Annotated in this window: 13 protein-coding genes and 1 pseudogene; 9 read left to right on the top strand and 5 right to left on the bottom strand. The window is 40.9% G+C overall.

Annotation, left to right across the window (positions count from 1 at the left end):
* The first annotated feature begins 12 nt into the window (after nucleotides 1-12).
* From QR722_RS01975 to gloA2, 5 genes are all read left to right on the top strand, one after another.
* Nucleotides 13-1,374 carry a cytochrome ubiquinol oxidase subunit I gene (locus QR722_RS01975; protein WP_286285082.1) on the top strand — a complete coding sequence of 454 codons (1,362 nt, stop codon included), beginning with the start codon at nucleotides 13-15 and terminating at the stop codon, nucleotides 1,372-1,374.
* A complete protein-coding gene (gene cydB / locus QR722_RS01970; RefSeq protein ID WP_286285081.1) occupies nucleotides 1,371-2,369 on the top strand; it encodes a cytochrome d ubiquinol oxidase subunit II in 999 nt (332 codons plus the stop codon). The genes QR722_RS01975 and cydB overlap by 4 nt, the downstream gene beginning before the upstream one ends.
* 499 nt (nucleotides 2,370-2,868) lie before the next feature.
* Nucleotides 2,869-3,840, top strand: coding sequence for an aldo/keto reductase (locus QR722_RS01965; RefSeq protein WP_286285080.1), 972 nt, complete (start codon nucleotides 2,869-2,871; stop codon nucleotides 3,838-3,840).
* Between the two features lie 21 nt (nucleotides 3,841-3,861).
* Nucleotides 3,862-5,979: an alpha-amylase family glycosyl hydrolase gene (locus QR722_RS01960; RefSeq protein ID WP_286285079.1), complete on the top strand. Its 2,118-nt coding sequence runs from the start codon at nucleotides 3,862-3,864 to the stop codon at nucleotides 5,977-5,979.
* 20 nt (nucleotides 5,980-5,999) lie between these two features.
* Complete coding sequence (gloA2, locus tag QR722_RS01955; RefSeq protein WP_286285078.1) at nucleotides 6,000-6,389, top strand: SMU1112c/YaeR family gloxylase I-like metalloprotein; 390 nt, start codon at nucleotides 6,000-6,002, stop codon at nucleotides 6,387-6,389.
* A gap of 142 nt (nucleotides 6,390-6,531) precedes the next feature.
* On the opposite strand, the gene QR722_RS01950 is transcribed toward gloA2, so the two are convergent.
* Nucleotides 6,532-7,065 carry an FAD-binding oxidoreductase gene (locus tag QR722_RS01950; protein ID WP_286285077.1) on the bottom strand — a complete coding sequence of 178 codons (534 nt, stop codon included), beginning with the start codon at nucleotides 7,063-7,065 and terminating at the stop codon, nucleotides 6,532-6,534.
* Between the two features lie 354 nt (nucleotides 7,066-7,419).
* On the opposite strand from QR722_RS01950, the gene QR722_RS01945 reads away from it, so the two are divergent.
* A complete protein-coding gene (locus tag QR722_RS01945) occupies nucleotides 7,420-8,391 on the top strand; it encodes a transposase (protein WP_286287526.1) in 972 nt (323 codons plus the stop codon).
* A gap of 564 nt (nucleotides 8,392-8,955) precedes the next feature.
* Here QR722_RS01945 and QR722_RS01940 read toward each other — a convergent pair.
* A pseudogene (locus QR722_RS01940) lies at nucleotides 8,956-9,378 on the bottom strand (VOC family protein).
* Nucleotides 9,379-9,607: 229 nt separating this feature from the next.
* On the opposite strand from QR722_RS01940, the gene soxR reads away from it, so the two are divergent.
* Nucleotides 9,608-9,970, top strand: a complete 363-nt coding sequence (gene soxR / locus QR722_RS01935; protein WP_286287523.1) for a redox-sensitive transcriptional activator SoxR — start codon at nucleotides 9,608-9,610, stop codon at nucleotides 9,968-9,970.
* Nucleotides 9,971-10,000: 30 nt separating this feature from the next.
* Here the strand turns inward: soxR and QR722_RS01930 are convergent, their stop codons facing one another.
* Nucleotides 10,001-10,885 carry an ROK family protein gene (locus tag QR722_RS01930; RefSeq protein WP_286285076.1) on the bottom strand — a complete coding sequence of 295 codons (885 nt, stop codon included), beginning with the start codon at nucleotides 10,883-10,885 and terminating at the stop codon, nucleotides 10,001-10,003.
* A gap of 2 nt (nucleotides 10,886-10,887) precedes the next feature.
* The gene (locus QR722_RS01925; protein ID WP_286287521.1) at nucleotides 10,888-12,114 is read right to left on the bottom strand and encodes an MFS transporter; all 1,227 of its coding nucleotides are present in this window, start codon (nucleotides 12,112-12,114) and stop codon (nucleotides 10,888-10,890) included.
* A 437-nt stretch (nucleotides 12,115-12,551) separates the two neighbouring features.
* Between QR722_RS01925 and QR722_RS01920 the strand changes: the two genes are divergently transcribed.
* A complete protein-coding gene (locus QR722_RS01920) occupies nucleotides 12,552-14,480 on the top strand; it encodes an alpha-amylase family glycosyl hydrolase (protein ID WP_286285075.1) in 1,929 nt (642 codons plus the stop codon).
* Between the two features lie 296 nt (nucleotides 14,481-14,776).
* Entirely contained in the window at nucleotides 14,777-16,069 is a 1,293-nt protein-coding gene (locus QR722_RS01915) for an NAD(P)/FAD-dependent oxidoreductase (RefSeq protein WP_286285074.1), read from the top strand.
* 103 nt (nucleotides 16,070-16,172) lie between these two features.
* Here QR722_RS01915 and QR722_RS01910 read toward each other — a convergent pair whose 3' ends face one another.
* On the bottom strand, nucleotides 16,173-16,820 hold the full coding sequence (locus QR722_RS01910) for a LysE family translocator (RefSeq protein WP_286285073.1): 648 nt from the start codon (nucleotides 16,818-16,820) through the stop codon (nucleotides 16,173-16,175).
* Nucleotides 16,821-17,230 lie beyond the last annotated feature (410 nt).

Raw genomic sequence — 17,230 nt, 5'->3', positions numbered from 1 at the left:
CCGGAGCACCTCATGGCCGACGTAATGTTACTTTCACGCATCCAATTTGCTGCGAATATCAGTTTTCATATTTTATTTCCAACCATTACTATCGCAATGTGTTGGTTGTTATTCTATTTCAAAGTCCGCTTCCATATTTCAAAGCATCCAGTTTGGATGCGAATCTATCGTTTCTGGGTAAAAGTATTTGCCCTGACCTTCGCATTGGGTGTAGTCAGTGGCATTACTATGTCATTTCAATTTGGCACAAATTGGCCAGGTTTTATGAAAACTGTCGGCAATATAGCTGGCCCGCTTTTAGCCTATGAAGTGCTGACAGCATTTTTTCTAGAAGCGACCTTTTTGGGTATAGTCCTGTTTGGTATCAATCGAGTACCGCCATGGGTTCATACCCTCGCTACATTAATCGTCGCTATAGGTACTTCCTTATCAGCCTTTTGGATATTGTCACTCAATTCTTGGATGCACACTCCTGCAGGTTTTGAAATGCGCGATGGCGTTGCTCATGCTGTTGACTGGTTCGCTATTGTATTCAATCCGTCTTTCCCATACAGATTAGGACATATGCTGCTCGCCTCAGGTTTAACAGCATGTTTCTTGGTGGCAGGGTTATCTGCCTATAGAATCCATCGTGGTGACAATAAAAAGGCTCCGAACGTAGCGCTACGAACTGGGGTATTTCTAGCAGCAATATTAATGCCGTTGCAAATATTCATGGGGGATCTTCACGGCTTAAATACTTTCGAACATCAACCTCAAAAAGTCGCCGCTATGGAAGGGGTTTGGGACACAACTGATGGTGCCCCTCTATTATTGTTTGCTGTTCCTGATGAAAACTTGCGCACCAATCATTATGAAATTGGGATACCTAATTTAGCTAGCTTCATACTGACTCATGATCCTAATGGCACGATCAAAGGGTTGAATGAGTTTGAACAAAATCATCCTCCTGTAAAACCGGTTTTTTACGCGTTTCGGATAATGGTGGGCCTTGGCATGCTGATGTTAGCAAGCTCTTGGTTAGCCAGCTTTTTGTTGTGGCGCAATAATAAGCTGCCCAAATTTATGTTGAGACTGCTAATTGGTATGACTTTTTCTGGTTGGGTTGCTACCTTGGCAGGATGGTACGTTACAGAAATAGGCCGTCAACCTTACTTAGTGAGCGGGATACTAACCACCAGTCAGGCAGTCACCGATATTGCACCTGGTAATGTCGCCACTAGTCTCGCGATGTATTTATTAGTGTATGGCTTATTGCTAGTAGCTTATATCAAGACCTTATTTTTTATGGCACGTAAGTCTGTACTTATTGAGGAGTATAGTTTGTCTGAGCTATCTGCAAGAACATCTTCAAAACCGGAGAAAACCGCATGATCATCGACAGTCAACTACCTATTATTTTCGCTGGTTTAATGGCCTTCTCGGTCTTGGTATATGCAATTTTGGATGGGTATGATTTGGGTGTTGGCTTGTTATTGCCAATGGATAACCCTACTCACCGAGACAAAATGATTGCTTCGATTGGCCCTTTCTGGGATGCCAATGAAACCTGGCTAGTGCTCGCTATTGGGTTACTGTTGGTTGCGTTTCCTAGTGCCCACAATGTGATATTGAAGGCCCTATATATGCCTGCTGCGATTTTGCTAATTGGGCTCATTATGCGTGGAGTATCTTTCGATTTTCGCGCCAAAGTTATAGAGCAGCATAAAGATAAATGGGATATAACCTTCAAACTTGGATCACTTATCTCAGCAATGTCTCAAGGCTATATGCTTGGCATGTTCGTGATGGGCTTTGAAAATACCTTTAGTGCTATTGCTTTTAGTGTCCTCAGTGCAGTTGGCGTTACCATGGCTTACGCCTTAATTGGTGCATGTTGGTTAATCATGAAGACTGAAGATGAGTTACAGCTTAAAGCCATAGGTTGGGCGCGTAAGGCAGGTTACATAACCTTTGTGGGTATTTTGGCAGTGTGCGTTATCAATCCGTTAATTAATGATTTTGTATTGCAGCGTTGGACACAATTGCCATGGGCCTATTTAATTGTCATGGTCCCAGCACTGTGCTTTGGTTTTTTTGCTATTGGCTTTCAAGTATTGCAACGTTTACCAATGAAAAATGATGAAGGCTGTTGGTTACCCTTTGTTTTGTGTGCTTGTATTTTTACGTTCAGCTTTGCTGGCTTTGCCTTAAGTTTTTATCCCTATGTAGTGCCCGGCAAAATGACGGTATGGCAAGCAGCCAGTGCACCTGAATCCTTGCGGGTGATTTTTTACGGTGCGATTATCGTCATCCCCTGCATTTTCGCATATACGCTTTTTTCATATCGCGTTTTTTGGGGCAAAGTACGCGATTTAGAATACTATTGATGTCAAATAAAAAATCCTGTTGGCTGCCTATGATATTAACTGCGCCATGGGTTTAAGCGCAGTTTAGAGAGTCGATTATTTTAAAAACTGAATACAGGCCAACTCCCTTGGCCTAAATTCAGTTTTTTGCTTTCAATATAATCGGCGCACCTCCTTATTTGGACAGGCACCTCCTTATTTGGACAGGCACCTCCTTATTTGGACAGGCACATTTACCTGTTTAATTGGACACCCAACTTTTCCCCCTATTTGGACATCCACTTTTTTCATGTTGCATTCAGGTTATCCACTCCCCTTTACGCTGGCTAATTTGGACAGGCATGTTTTTACCCTGGTTAATTTGAACAGGTATGTTCTTATACTCATACAAGTACATGCCACTTACGATCAATTCACATACGTGCTCCAAATACTAATTAATCCTTTAGCATACGTATTCACTGTATTCTTTTTTGAAAATCACTAGAATAAATTATCTTGCTGTTCAATAAGAATCAAAATGACAAAGTTACCACTTCATAACTACTTTCCAGGTGCTCGACCCATCGCTTATGGATGCATGGGGCTTGGCGGTGGATGGGATCAATCTCCATATCAACCTGAACATGTAGCACAGGCGCACAATATTGTAGATGCTGCACTAGATGCTGGCATTAACTTCTTCGACCATGCTGATATCTATACCTTGGGCAAGGCTGAACAAGTGTTTGGTCAAGTATTAAAAGATAGACAAGGACTTAGAGAACAAATTATTTTACAGTCGAAATGTGGAATTAGACTTGAAGATCAATTCGGGCCTAAACGATTTGATCATTCTAAACAGCATATTTTAAACTCTGTAGACGATATTTTGCAGCGCTTAAATACAGATTTTATCGATATATTGTTACTGCATCGGCCTGATCCGTTAATGGAGCCTGAGGAAGTTGCAGATGCCTTCTCACGCCTAAAAGACAGCGGCAAGGTGAAGCATTTCGGTTTGTCAAACACCAATCAACAACAAATGCACTTTTTACAACACTACCTGGACATGCCACTTGTGGTTAACCAAATTGAGATGCATTTAACTCACCTCAATTATTTAGATGATGTTGTTTTGGTTAATAATTCATCAGGAAAGGATTTAAATTTTGGTTCAGGAACGGTCGAATATTGTCGTATGAATAACGTACAGATTCAGGCTTGGGGTAGCTTATGCCAAGGAATGCTTTCAGGTAGACAACTGAGCGGACAAGCAGAGCTCGTAAAACAAACCGCTGTTTTAGTGAGCAAACTTGCAGCCGAATATCAAACCAGCAGAGAAGCTATTCTGTTGGCTTTCTTGATGCGCCATCCGGCGGGAATTCAACCTGTTATAGGCTCCACCAATATTCAGCGAATAGCCGATAGTGTTAAGGCGTTGAATGTAAACCTTACCCGCGAACATTGGTATTCACTTTATGTTACCGCTCGCGGCCAAGAGCTTCCCTAAGGCATAAAAGGTAAACTTTAGATGATAAAATTTATAAAGCTCTTCTTACTGCTTTCGACCTCCGTATTGTTGTTAGGATGTGTAGATAAACCCGTTGTTGACGATGTTCCGGAGACAACCCCAAAAACTTCTGCATTAATATTTCCTCCGATATATGACGACTATCTCAATCGTAATGTACAAGATGATATTTTTTATTTTGTTATGCCAGATAGATTTAATAATGGTAATCCCGCCAATGACAACGGTTCCTCTTCAGTTGAAATTTCACGAGGTGGATTTATTGCTGACAGTCCGTTCGGATTTCACGGTGGCGATATTCAAGGATTGGAGCAAAAGCTCGATTATCTGAAAAATTTAGGTGTCAGTGCAATATGGATGACCCCAATTCTGCGTAATAAGGCTATTCAGGCTGGAGGCTATGCTCATCATGGATATTGGATAATAGACTTCACTCAAATTGATCCGCATTTTGGTAGCAATGATGACTTAAAAAGTTTAATTAATGCTGCACACAGAAAAGGGATAAAAGTCTTTTTTGATATTATTACCAACCATACCGCTGATGTTATCAAATATGAGGAATGTCATGACCCAGAGGGCAACTTTCAAAATGAAAATACCTGCCCATATAAAACAAAACAACAAGTTGCCAATAATAATAAGTACACCCCTTTCCTACCCGTTGGCACTAAAAATTTAAAAGTCCCTAATTGGCTAAATGACCCTAAATTTTATAACAATCAAGGGGATAGCTTCTGGCAAGGTGAAAGCGCTGTAAATGGCGATTTTGTTGGACTTGATGATTTAAACACTCGTCTCCCAGAAGTTATCTCAGGGATGACCGAGATTTATCAAAACCTAATCACTGAATTTAAACCAGATGGGTTTCGCATTGATACCGTCAAACATGTTGATATGATTTTTTGGTCGCAATTTAGCCCAACAATAGTTGAGCATGCCAAATCTCAAGGCATCCCTAATTTTCATATTTTTGGGGAAGTGTACAGTGGCGACCCGCGAGTTCTCAGCAGCTACACCACATTGGGGAAAATGCCCTCGGTACTTGATTTTGGCTTTCAAAGTGCCGCGGCTGATGTATTTTACCGTGGTAAGTCTTCTAGTGTAATTGCACAACTTTTTGAAAACGATGATTACTATAGCGATCAAGATAGTCACGCTAACCTATTAATGAATTTCTTAGGCAACCACGATATGGGCCGTGCTGGTTTTTTCATTGAAGATGCTGGTCTGGCGCAAAGCGATAGCGAAAAATTAAAACGAAGTATCTTATCCCATGCTTTTATGTACCTTTCCCGCGGCGTACCAGTAATTTATTACGGAGACGAGCAAGGGTTTACAGGGGATGGAGGTGATATAGCATCACGGGAAGATATGTTCCCATCCCAGGTAGATGAATATAACGACAATAATCTGATTGGAACACATAGCACCACTGCTGAAAACAACTTCGATCAAACCCATCCAATCTATATTGCATTACGTGAATTAGCGCAACTTCGGATGCAACACAAGGCACTAAGACGCGGAACTACCTTCAATCGCTATTTTAACTCTTCGAGCAATGCTTTCGCTATATCTCGGGTAGATAAATCTGCTCCCTTTGAATATCTCCTTGCATTTAACCCCAGTCCAGAAACACAGACTTTTACAATAGGCGCAACTGCTGATGATTATCAGTGGTTAGCCGGAGACAAAAAGTTACGAGTGCATGATGGAATGATAACAATATCATTGCCTCCACTGAGCTATTCAGTTCACAAAGCTAAAACCGCAATGCGCCAAAGTCAGAGTTCAACAATACTTTTCTCAGGGTTTGAGCGTCAAAGTGGACGAATACGTTTTGACTACTCACTAGCAGATGCCAGTAGTTTAATAATTCCTTTGTTTGAAATAAGAACCGAAATAAAGAATCAAAAAGGTCAATATTATTTAGTAGCAACTGATTCTGCTCCTCCATACAGCGCAGTTGTAACAGAAGAATTAATTGATTTATATAGTCCACCATCTATTCGCGTGACCCTTGAAGATCCGCAGGGTAACACCAAGACTACTGAATTTGTGCTGCCAACAGATCAGCAAGCTGTTCAAAATGAAAAAAATATAAGTTATCCATAATATATCCAAGGAGTCCGGACATGTCCCAACTTAAAGGTTTTCATCATGTGGCAATAATTTGTTCAGATTACCTGCGTTCAAAAACATTCTATGTTGATATTCTGGGTTTTTCAGTGCTTGCAGAACACTACCGAGAAGAGCGAGAGTCTTACAAGCTAGATTTGGCTCTTTCAGATGGTAGTCAAATTGAACTTTTTTCTTTTCCTTCGCCTCCGCCGAGACCTTCTAATCCAGAGGCTAGAGGTCTGCGTCATTTGGCGTTTAAAGTTGAGTCGGTGGAAGATTTCTGTAAGTTCCTAGAACAAGAAGGAGTGCCAACCGAAAAGATTAGGATAGATGCATATACTGGCAAGGCATTTAACTTTTTTACGGATCCTGATGGGCTCCCCTTAGAAGTGTATGAGGCGTAGTCTTCTATAGCAAGGACAGGTATCATATCAGGCATCATATCAAATTTGGACAGGCATCATACTGAGGTCGCAAATTTGGACAGGCATAACTCTAGCTCGTTCTTCTTTCTAAAGATCTATGGACGAAGATTGGAAAACAATACTATGGAAAAGAATCCTGACTGTCTTGGTATTCCTCGGAATATCTACTTTGCAAATAAGAGCGTAGTGGGGTAATACCTGATCCCGCAGCCACCAATAAAATCGAGAGATCCCCAACTCTACTTAAAAATTCACCCCGCGCTTGGCTTACATGCAAGAAGTCCCCTTTGAGCAAATGGGTTAAGTGAGGAGTGAGCTGCCCATCGCTATTAATTTTGCAACTTATCTGAATCTGGCGCTTGTTTGTCCATAACGGCAAACCAGAACTTATACTAAATGGTCGTCGAATATACCGCCCGTCTTTTTGCAATGTGACTTGAACATATTGCCCCGGTGTAAATCCTTTCCAACGACAGGACATTTTCAGATTTAAAGTCAGCATTTGATTACCGCTTGGTGTGACGGAAATAACTCTGCAGGTTGTTAATCCCCCATGGTAAGAGGGTGATATCACTTTAATGATCGGCTCGAAGTATTGCGCCAACTTAGGTTGATTACCTACCATCATACAAAAATATTGCCACAATGAATTCAAATTAAAACTCTTTACACGCATATACTCAACCAACTGAAATTTCAGAGCACACTTGCACACCAAAATAAAAATAAATAAAGTCATTTTATAAATAAATAGTGCAAGATACTGTAATAATTATAAAAAAATTATAATTAAAAAACACAAATGTATATAATTTCAAATTAAATAAAAAATTTTGTAATTCAAAATACTAGCTTCCTATTTAAAGTTGGGATTACTATTTGGACAGACACAAATGCTTTCTAGTTGTCTTTAGCTATCTTTTCGGGCAGACATGCGAACTTTAAAACTAGACCCTTAAATTTTTATAAGCGGCTAATATGTAATAACGTCAATATTAAAGAACAATCAATGCCCATCGCCAGAAAACGACAGATAAGCTTAGCTGACACACCCTATTACCACTGTGTATCAAGATGTGTAAGACGCGCATTTTTGTGCGGAGAAGACAAACTTAGTGGAAAATCATTTGATCATCGAAGGCAGTGGGTTGAGGATCGCCTATTGCTACTAGCTGACATTTTTTCAATTGATGTTTGTGCTTATGCCATCATGCATAACCATACTCATGTTGTGCTTAGGGTGGATCTTGAGAAAGCAACGAATTGGACAGATGAAGAGGTTGCAATACGTTGGCTTAAACTTCACAAAGGAACCTTGCTATGCCAACGGGCGATTTGGGAAACCTCTCTTCAATTGACGGAAATCGAACAACGTTCACTTGCATCTACGATAAATATCTACCGGAAACGTCTTTTTGATATAAGTTGGTTTATGAAAGAACTAAACGAACCTATTGCTAGACGAGCAAATTTAGAAGACGAGTGTACTGGCCATTTTTGGGAGGGTCGTTTTAAATCTCAAGCACTGCTAGATGAACGTGCCTTGACTGCTTGCATGGTATATGTAGACCTAAACCCGATTAGAGCAAAAATTGCCAACACCTTAGAAACATCTGATCATACTAGTATTAAACAAAGAATTAGTTCTTTGAACTATAATGAACAACCCAAATCGTTATTGCCTTTTCGTAACACATCAAATTCAAGCCAATCGCATGTACCCAATATAGAGCTTTTAGATTATATAGAGCTTGCCAAAATGACTGCGCGATATATAAGTCAGAAGCAAGGTGATAAATTTCAAGTATATGAAAATTCCATCCTTAGGGAATGGGGAGTAGATAAAGACGCATGGCTATCCCTAAGTTGCCAGTTTGAAATAAATGTATATGTAGCCGGTGGTCACAAAAAGGCACTATCAAAATTTAAAATCAACACAGAACGACAGCGAATCTGGCAACCAAAATTCAATTTTGGTTAATAAAAATAGGTTTAAAAAAATTAGAATCCTAACTATGCCGCAACTGTGTGAATGCTTTTATCTTATTATAATATGTAGTTGTTGATTTAAAATCTAGGTATTGGCATAAGCTTAACTATATCCTTATGCCAACCCTAACGGTCAGCACCTTCGAGATACTTGACAAATCTGATCCCCATAATAGTCATTCATGTAGTTACACTCATGTAAATTTTGACAATATTTGTGTTGACGAACAATTGTTAGTAAGTTTTTTAAAATCTGCATAGTTTCTCCTTGTTTGTAGGCGTAGATAATAATTGATATTTGAAATTTAAATGAGCAACATTAATCGATTTAATCAATCGACAAATACGATGAACATTCCTGAACACATAAATCTATTTTCAACAACATGTAAATCCTAGGTCTTAGTCTTAATTTCCCTTAGCACTTAATAAACATATGCATTGACAGCTATTTTTGACTCTTTTATTACAGCCAATCTAAAGATGCCTGTCCAAGTAACGAGTGTTTATGATGCCTGTCCAAGTTAACGCCTGCCTGTCCAAGTAACGAGGAGATTTAGTCGTCGGCGTTATTACGTTGGCTAGGTAAATCAGAAGTATATTCTACGAATTCAACCTCAAACTCATCTGGATCCCGATAATAAAAATTGTGGCGGTGTTATTTTTTGGCCCCGTCGTGATGAGGTGCAACCCCCGCATTTTTTAAACGCGCCACCGTAGCCGCTAAATCCTTAACTTCGAAAGCAAAATGTGCCAAACCGATTTGATTGCTACTTAACTCGCGATTATGTCCCCTGCCTTGACCATTCAAGTTCAAGAAGTTGAAGTCATCTCTCAAATGAATTCAAGCCCTTGAGATACCACACCAAGACGCTGTACCTCGCTGCCTCACAGTTCAGTGAGGAAAAGCTGCCTGATAGAACCTCAGGCTTGTTTTAATATCTTTCACGGCCAAATTAAAATGCTCTAATCTAATCACAACGGCCCCTTATTTTGCATAGCTTGATTAAACAAAATGAAAAAGTGCTGCTATTCTGCTTAATGTAACTTGTGAACAAATGGCGGCAGTTTAAATTGGCTTGCAAGGGGTATAGCGCTTTTATTTTTTGTGTTTCTCATTTCATTCTCCTGATTGGTGTAGCAAACAGCAGGATAAAACCTCAAGTTAGGTTGAGGTAAAGTGTTTTTGCTATTATTGAAAAGGCTTAATTCAGAGCCAACGAAACGCTGGAAACCAAAGGCAATACAAAGCTGAAGTGCTAAGACATGTGTCTGTTATAAAAGCAGCTCAAAAAATCGGTATCAGTTTAGATGCAATCAGACAGGCCTTTATGTCTCTACCTAATGCTAAAACACCTGACAAAGATGACTTGGCTGCTTTATCGAATGCATGGAAGATCGGACTTGACAGCAAAATCCATTACTTGCAAAAATTACGTGACTCACTGACAGGCTGCATAGGATGCGGCTGTTTATCAATGAATAAATGTCCAATTTATAATCCCGAAGATATCTTGGCTGACGATGCTCCTGGCGCTGTCTTATTAGAGCAAAGAACTGATAGTGATTAAATCCCAGCAACAGCCCTCGTCATGACAGTACTATTCCTGAAGCACTAGAGCCAGCGCACCAAACAGCCCCGAGTTTTCGCCCAAACCTGGCATGCTCATCAGATCTTCAAGGCGAACTCCTTCGGGCAAGGCCAGATAATCAGCCAAAGAAACTTCTGTGTAGTCTCTAACTTTTTCTAATAAGTTTGGCTTGTTCATAACTCCGCCGCCCAAGATAATACGCTCGGGGCTGAAGTTGACGAAGAGGTTGTGGCACAACTTTGCGATCACTTGAGCCTGAATATCCCAAGCTATGTGATCATCTGCCAGTGTCTCAGCTGGTTGCTGCCAGATTTTACTCATCGCTGTTCCCGAGGCTAGGCCTTCAACACAATTTCCATGAAAAGGGCAGACCCCCTCAATTCCCTCTGGAGGCGGTATTAGTGTGTGTCCTATTTCGGGATGGATTAACCCATGCAATGGTTTGCCGTTTATTATTACACCTCCACCTAAACCAGTGCCAATCGTAATATAAATGCTGACACTGGTGTTTTGTGAGGCGCCCCAGCGATATTCTGCCAAAGCAGCTGCGTTTACGTCTGTTTCCAGCTCAACATGACAGTTCAACTCGGTTTTTATATGTTCAACTATAAAATAATGAGACCAATTAGGCTTTGGGGTTGCTGTTATGCAGCCAAAAGTTTTTGATCCTCGATTCAGATCCAGAGGGCCAAAACAGGCTAAACCCAGTTTTTCAAAGGTAAAGCCTAAATCACGTTGCTGGATAAAAAAATCACATACAAGTGCAATAGTTTCCTGTGGCGTGGTTGTTGAAATACGGTGGCTAACATGAATATTTCGTTGTTCATCGACAATGGCACAATTAAATTTGGTCCCACCGCCTTCTACAACTGCATAATAAATAGGATTATTCATAATTAGCTCTCTTTCATACCATATTCTGATAGTTCAGTCTCAGCCAAGCGCTTTTCTGTTGGATTGAACAAATAGTTAAAAAATAGACCCGCAAACAACACCGTAGTAAACCCTGTTGCCACAATAAAACCATACTTGGCATCACCACCATAGGCATCACTTACTAGCCCCATAAGTAAAGGTCCAGTGGCAGCGCCAGCGGCAGTAAAAAACAAAATTACTCCAGCCACGGTGCCATGTTCCTGTTTAGGGAAACAACTGATTCCTTTGGAATTAAAGGTCGGATATATAACTGACATGAAAATGCCGGTTAGCGGAAACAGATAAAGTGCAACATCTTTCCCACCGATCAATCCACCGATAAAGCACAACATGATAGCAAAGCTAAACAGAACCAAAACAAGAGCCCAATTAAAATGTTGCATCATCCAAATTCCGAAGAATCGTCCAAGGGCTCTTAGGGAGAAAAACACAGAAACCGCATACATAGCCAAGGTTTTATCAAAGTCATTTGAATAACAACTAAAACTTTCTTCTATTGAGGTAGCACCACACACCAAGTAACTGGGCATCCACACATAGATGGCGCTTTCTGCAGCAACATACAAAAATGCGCCAATGGAAAACCCCATTGCATAAGGGTTGCCCAATAATTTTAGACTAGATGTAAAACTCACAGGCTTAGTAACAGCAGCAGCCCGCTTAGTGTGATCAGGATAGTTTGCAAACCATGCCATGCCAATCAAGACAGTACATAAAGCTCCAGCCAGCACATAAAGTAATTTCCAGTCAACCCCCTCACGGATCATCCACGCAACAATTAAGGGGCCGATAATGGCACCCACACCGAAAAATGCTTCCGCGCCATTCATGGTACCCGTATGCTCCTTAGTCGACCTGGATATATCACCAATCAGGGCTAATGCTGCGGTTTTGAAGACCCCTACGGCTAAACCTGACAAGGTTATCAAGCCAAGAATAAATTCAAAGGTCTCTCCTACTAAAAATAAATAGCAGGATGCTGCAAATAAGCTTAAACCGATGATGATAGTGCGTTTTCGCCCGAATTTGTCAGCCAAAAAGCCAAGAAATAACCCTGAGAATGCAATACCGACCATAAACAAAGAATGCATCAAACTGGCTTCAGCATTACTGACTTCATATACACGTTTAACTTCTTTGATTATTTCACCGACAGAGTCAGAGGTCATAGCGAACATCATAAACATCAAGTAGGTTAACCAACGGATTAAATGTACGTTTGAAGTCCCCTGACTAATTTGGTTACTCATAGCTATTCCTACCTAGACCCTAAAATTTCACTGTTGAAAATAGTTGGCGAAGCACACTGACCAATGCTTGGCAAAATTCGACTTCTTTAACTCTGCGTATTATTACAACATCAAACCTCTGACAGTAATGCCAAATAGTTAATCTTGTTCATTATTCATCAGCAAACAAAAAATCAACTCGGTCGCTGTGAAAAAATTTAGTTAGATAATGTTGTTTGAAAAACTATCTTAATCGTTTAAGATAAGTTATCAAACAATGTGAATTGTGTAAATACATTGTTATATTTAATTATAATTTAAAATCGCTTAGCTGATTTATATCGAGTCAGTCATGAACTTAAACGTGATAGATTTTGTTTATTTAGAGTAGCAATATGAACCTTCAAATAGAAAGTCAGCGCTCACTAAAGCGCATCATTAAAAGTCTTGATTTATCAGGCCTTTCAAAAGCTAACAAGGCGTTATTTGTGCAACGTTTAGAAGCACACTTCCCAGACCTTTTTGCGCTATTATTCGATATTTACGGTCACCGCTATGATTTCTATTTTCATCTGCAATCTTTAGCCCAAACCTTGTTACAAGGTTTTGAGCAACGTTCTGCAAGTCTCAAACAAAAAGATAAACAGCGTGTTAACAAACCGGACTGGTATATACAAGAGAATATGCTTGGAATGGCCTGCTATGTTGATTTATTTGCCGGTGACTTATCCAACCTTATTCAACGGATTCCTTACTTAAAATCACTAGGAATTAATTATGTTCATCTCATGCCTTTATACGACTGTCCCAATGGCGACAGCGATGGCGGATATGCCGTATCAGATTACCGCAAAGTCAATCCTTCCTTAGGCAATGTCAAAGATCTAGCGCGTTTGGCCAAAGCCATGGCAGATGAGAATATTAGTTTGGTATTGGATTTTGTATTCAACCACACTTCCGATGAACACCAGTGGGCAATGTCCGCTAAACAGGGCGATAGTGAATTTCAAGAATACTATTACATGTTTGATGACAAAAATATTCCTGATATGTACGAGCACAATCTAAGGGAGATATTTCCGCAGGTTCGTAGAGGCAATTTTAGTTGGAATGAAGAGTCGAAAAAATGGGTCTGGACAACCTTTAACAACTTTCAATGGGATCTGAATTATTCCAACCCTGGAGTGTTTAATGCCATTACCAGCGAAATGTTGTTTCTAGCCAATCTAGGTTGTGAAGCTTTACGTCTTGATGCATTAGCATTTATTTGGAAAGACATGGGCACGGATTGTGAGAATCAACCCAAGGCGCATACTTTAATTAAAGCATTTAATGCCTGTCTTAGAATTTCGGCACCCGCTGTAATCTTTAAGTCCGAAGCGATAGTCCATCCAGACGAAGTGGTAAAATACATTGACAAAGATGAATGTCAGCTTTCCTACAACCCTTTACTCATGGCACTCATCTGGAACAGTTTGGCTACTCGAAAGACAAGGTTACTAACGGATTCACTGCGCAAAAGCTTCAATATTTCTAGCGATTGTTCTTGGGTCAACTATGTTCGCTGCCACGACGATATAGGCTGGACATTTGATGATGACGTCGCTAGGAATCTGGGCATAGATGGTAATGATCATCGCCGATTCCTAAATCAATTTTATACCGGACGTTTTGAAGGATCATTTGCAACAGGGGTCGCATTTGGTGAAAATCCCAGCAATGGAGACTGCCGAGTATGCGGATCTTTAGCATCCCTTGCTGGATTAGAACAAGGTTTACAGCAGAACAATCCTCAACTGATTGACAATGCGATAAAACGCATCTTAATGGTACACAGTATTATTTTGAGTATTGGCGGCATTCCACTGCTGTACTCAGGCGATGAATTGGGTTTACTCAACGACTACAGCTACAAGAACGATGTCAGCAAACAGCATGATGAGCGTTGGGTTCACCGCATCGCAATCACTGATGAGAAAATTCAACTCGCACAACAAGCTGGCAATCCCCAACAGAAAATTTTAGATGGGCTTGTTCAACTTATTAGTATCCGTCAACAACATCCCATTTTTGGCCAATCTGATAGTCAAATATTAGAGTCAAATAACCACCACCTCTTCACTTATGCTAGGCACAGCGATGAGGGTGAGGTGTTATTGGCCATCGTTAACTTTAGCGAACACCCGCAAACCCTAGATAGTAAAATTATAGAGCATTTGGGCAGTCTCAACGCTCGAGACCTTATATCAGGACAGGCATATTGTGCAGGACAAAAAAATATTACGCTCGGTGGCTACCAAGTCTTGTGGCTAGTGCAGGGATAAGGCTATACCTGTAACTATGGGACAGCCCAATGCTCAGCATGGCTGTCATCTTTGGAGCAGTTACCATGGGAGTATCGCCCGTGCTGGGCAGAGAATCTGTGCTCACAGTAAAAAATGTCAAATACTGCTTAGCATAATATATGCGTAGACAGCTAGACCGGCGTTATGCATGATCCATGCTATGGCACTTTTACTGGCGTATTGTCGCTTCATGGATAGCTTCAAACTAAATTGCAGTCAAATATATTCTTCAGCCTATTGTGCCGCCACTTCTCAAATTACGTTTAGGAAATATCATGCAAGAGATCATCGTTGTAGGTGGCGGAGCGGGCGGCTTAGAACTCGTCAGTAAATTAAGTAGAACCTTGGGTAAGGCCGGTGAGGCTAGGATCACCCTGGTAGATCTTAGTCGCACCCATGTCTGGAAGCCCCTTCTGCACGAAGTGGCTGCTGGCGTCATTGACAAGAATTCTGATGGGGTCGACTACGGGATCCATGCTGTTCGACTAGGTTATCAATTTCAGTTAGGCACCATGAACCATATTGATCATCTACAAAAAACCATTCATCTAGATGCCATTCTTGATGACGACAATGAAGTGCTCTTAAAAGAGCGCACATTAAAGTATGATTATTTAGTCCTAGCGGTAGGCAGCGTGAGCAACGACTTTGGCACACCGGGCATTGCCCAGCATAGTTATTTCTTAGATTCGTTACTTCAAGCTGAACGCTTCCATAAATCATTGTTAAATCAATTATTAAAACTGAATCAGCAAGCAGACAACAGCTCGCAACTGAAAATTGCAATTGTAGGAGGGGGCGCCACTGGAACCGAGCTGGCTGCGGAGCTTCATCACGTGGCAAACCTTGCAAAGAGTTATGGAATGCCCGACATGTCATCCGCGCGCCTTAGTATATCTATTTTAGAGGCTGGCCCTTCAATCTTGCCCGCCTTGCCGCAGCGTATAGCACATTCAGCCCGCAGCGCTTTAGCCAAACTAGGGGTTGAAGTTTTGGAGAACACCCGAGTATCTAGTGCAGAAAAAGGGGTGTTTATCACAACCGAGCAAAAACGAATTGAAGCAGACCTACTCGTTTGGGCGGCAGGCGTAAAAGCGCCTGATTTCATTCAAAAAATGGGGATTTTCGAAACCAATAGAGCACAACAGGTTTTGGTTAATGAGTTCCTGCAAAGTACATTGAGCCCAGATATTTATGTAATTGGTGATTGTTGCGGCTTCAAGCAAGCAGACGGCAGTTGGGTTCCTCCAAGAGCTCAATCCGCCCACCAAATGGCAAGTACCGCGGCCAACAACCTCATCAACTCATTTAAAAACAAGCCTTTGAAAGGCTATCACTATGTAGATTACGGTTCCTTAGTGCATTTGAGTAAATACAGTACTGTCGGCAGCCTAATGGGCAGCTTAATGAATAGCAGTATGTTTATTGAAGGCCGATTAGCTAGGCTAGTTTATGTGTCTTTATATAATATGCACCAATTTAGTGTGCATGGCTGGTTTAAAGGGTTTTTAGTGCTACTGAGTAGGAAGGTTAGCAATATTGTTGGCAGTAAACTTAAGTTGCACTAGTAAAATATTCAACTGCCGGGTCTCAGCGCTGCATGATTAGTTAACAAGTGCTCAGCCCTATTAGTGAGCACTTTTCCTACTTACTAGCGTCACTGTTTAAAGTTTATGACCATTTGCTTGTCAGTTCATCAATCCCAATAAAACAGCCAAGACCCAGTAAAATAGAAGCCGACAGGCGATCTTGCCATTCTACAAACATCGGATGGCCTGCAATCCACTTGCCTAATTGATTCGACAATGCGACTACAAAAAGATCACTGCAAAATGCAATTACTGCGTAAATACAACCCAATATAGTCAGTTGTAGGGCGACTGAACCTTGCTGGTGATCGACAAATTGGGGTAAAAAAGCCAAGAAGAATAACGCCGTTTTTGGGTTGGTCAGTTCCACCACTATACTTTGCTTGAATACTTTAGTAACTGAGACGACCTTTACTTTTTGTTCTGTCATTTTGCTGGGACTGGCTTGGCGAAACGTCTTATAAGCGAGGTAAATCAGGTAGCCTGCGCCGACTAGTTTTAGTGCCGTAAACGCATCTGGCGAGTACTTAAAAACTACCGCCAAGCCCAGTGCTGTTGCAGCCACATAGGCGAGAGAACCCAAGGCCATCCCACTAGCTGCTGCAACCCCTGATAAATGCCCGCAAGAGAAAGTACGCGCCATAATATATAAATTTGATGGGCCAGGAGACAAACTCAGCAACGCAGCTGCTAAGGAAAATGTAAATATCGTTTCTAAGCTAACAATCATAATTCCGCTCTTTGATTTACCAGACTTCGATTGTAAGCCCTAGTGTGGGAAAACTATAATTCATTTCTCTGGAGGTAACTAAATTTACCGTGTATTATGTTTTTAGGTATTATTGCATACAAAAGCTTGCATCAATTTCCCATCAATACAAAATAACCTTCAACTCTAAAATATAATTGGGTTTAGAGTAGGATGTCAAACACCAAAGAGATAAGGATATTTCATGCAAGACCGTCGGAAGCGTTTAGAGTGCCTTTGCCCACACTGTAAGTCAGCGAATACTCTGCCCAAAGAACTATGCCATCAGCTCAACAAACCGGAATCTATACGCTGCCAACATTGCCTATTAGCAATTGAAATAATACTTGCCAATGGGGTCGATGGGAGCAAAAATGTAATTGTGCTAGGTG

The organism is Aliiglaciecola sp. LCG003 (assembly GCF_030316135.1).
Taxonomy (GTDB): Bacteria; Pseudomonadota; Gammaproteobacteria; order Enterobacterales; family Alteromonadaceae; genus Aliiglaciecola.
The sequence above is the reverse complement of the archived record's forward strand: the minus strand, read 5'-3'. Positions and strand labels throughout refer to the sequence as shown.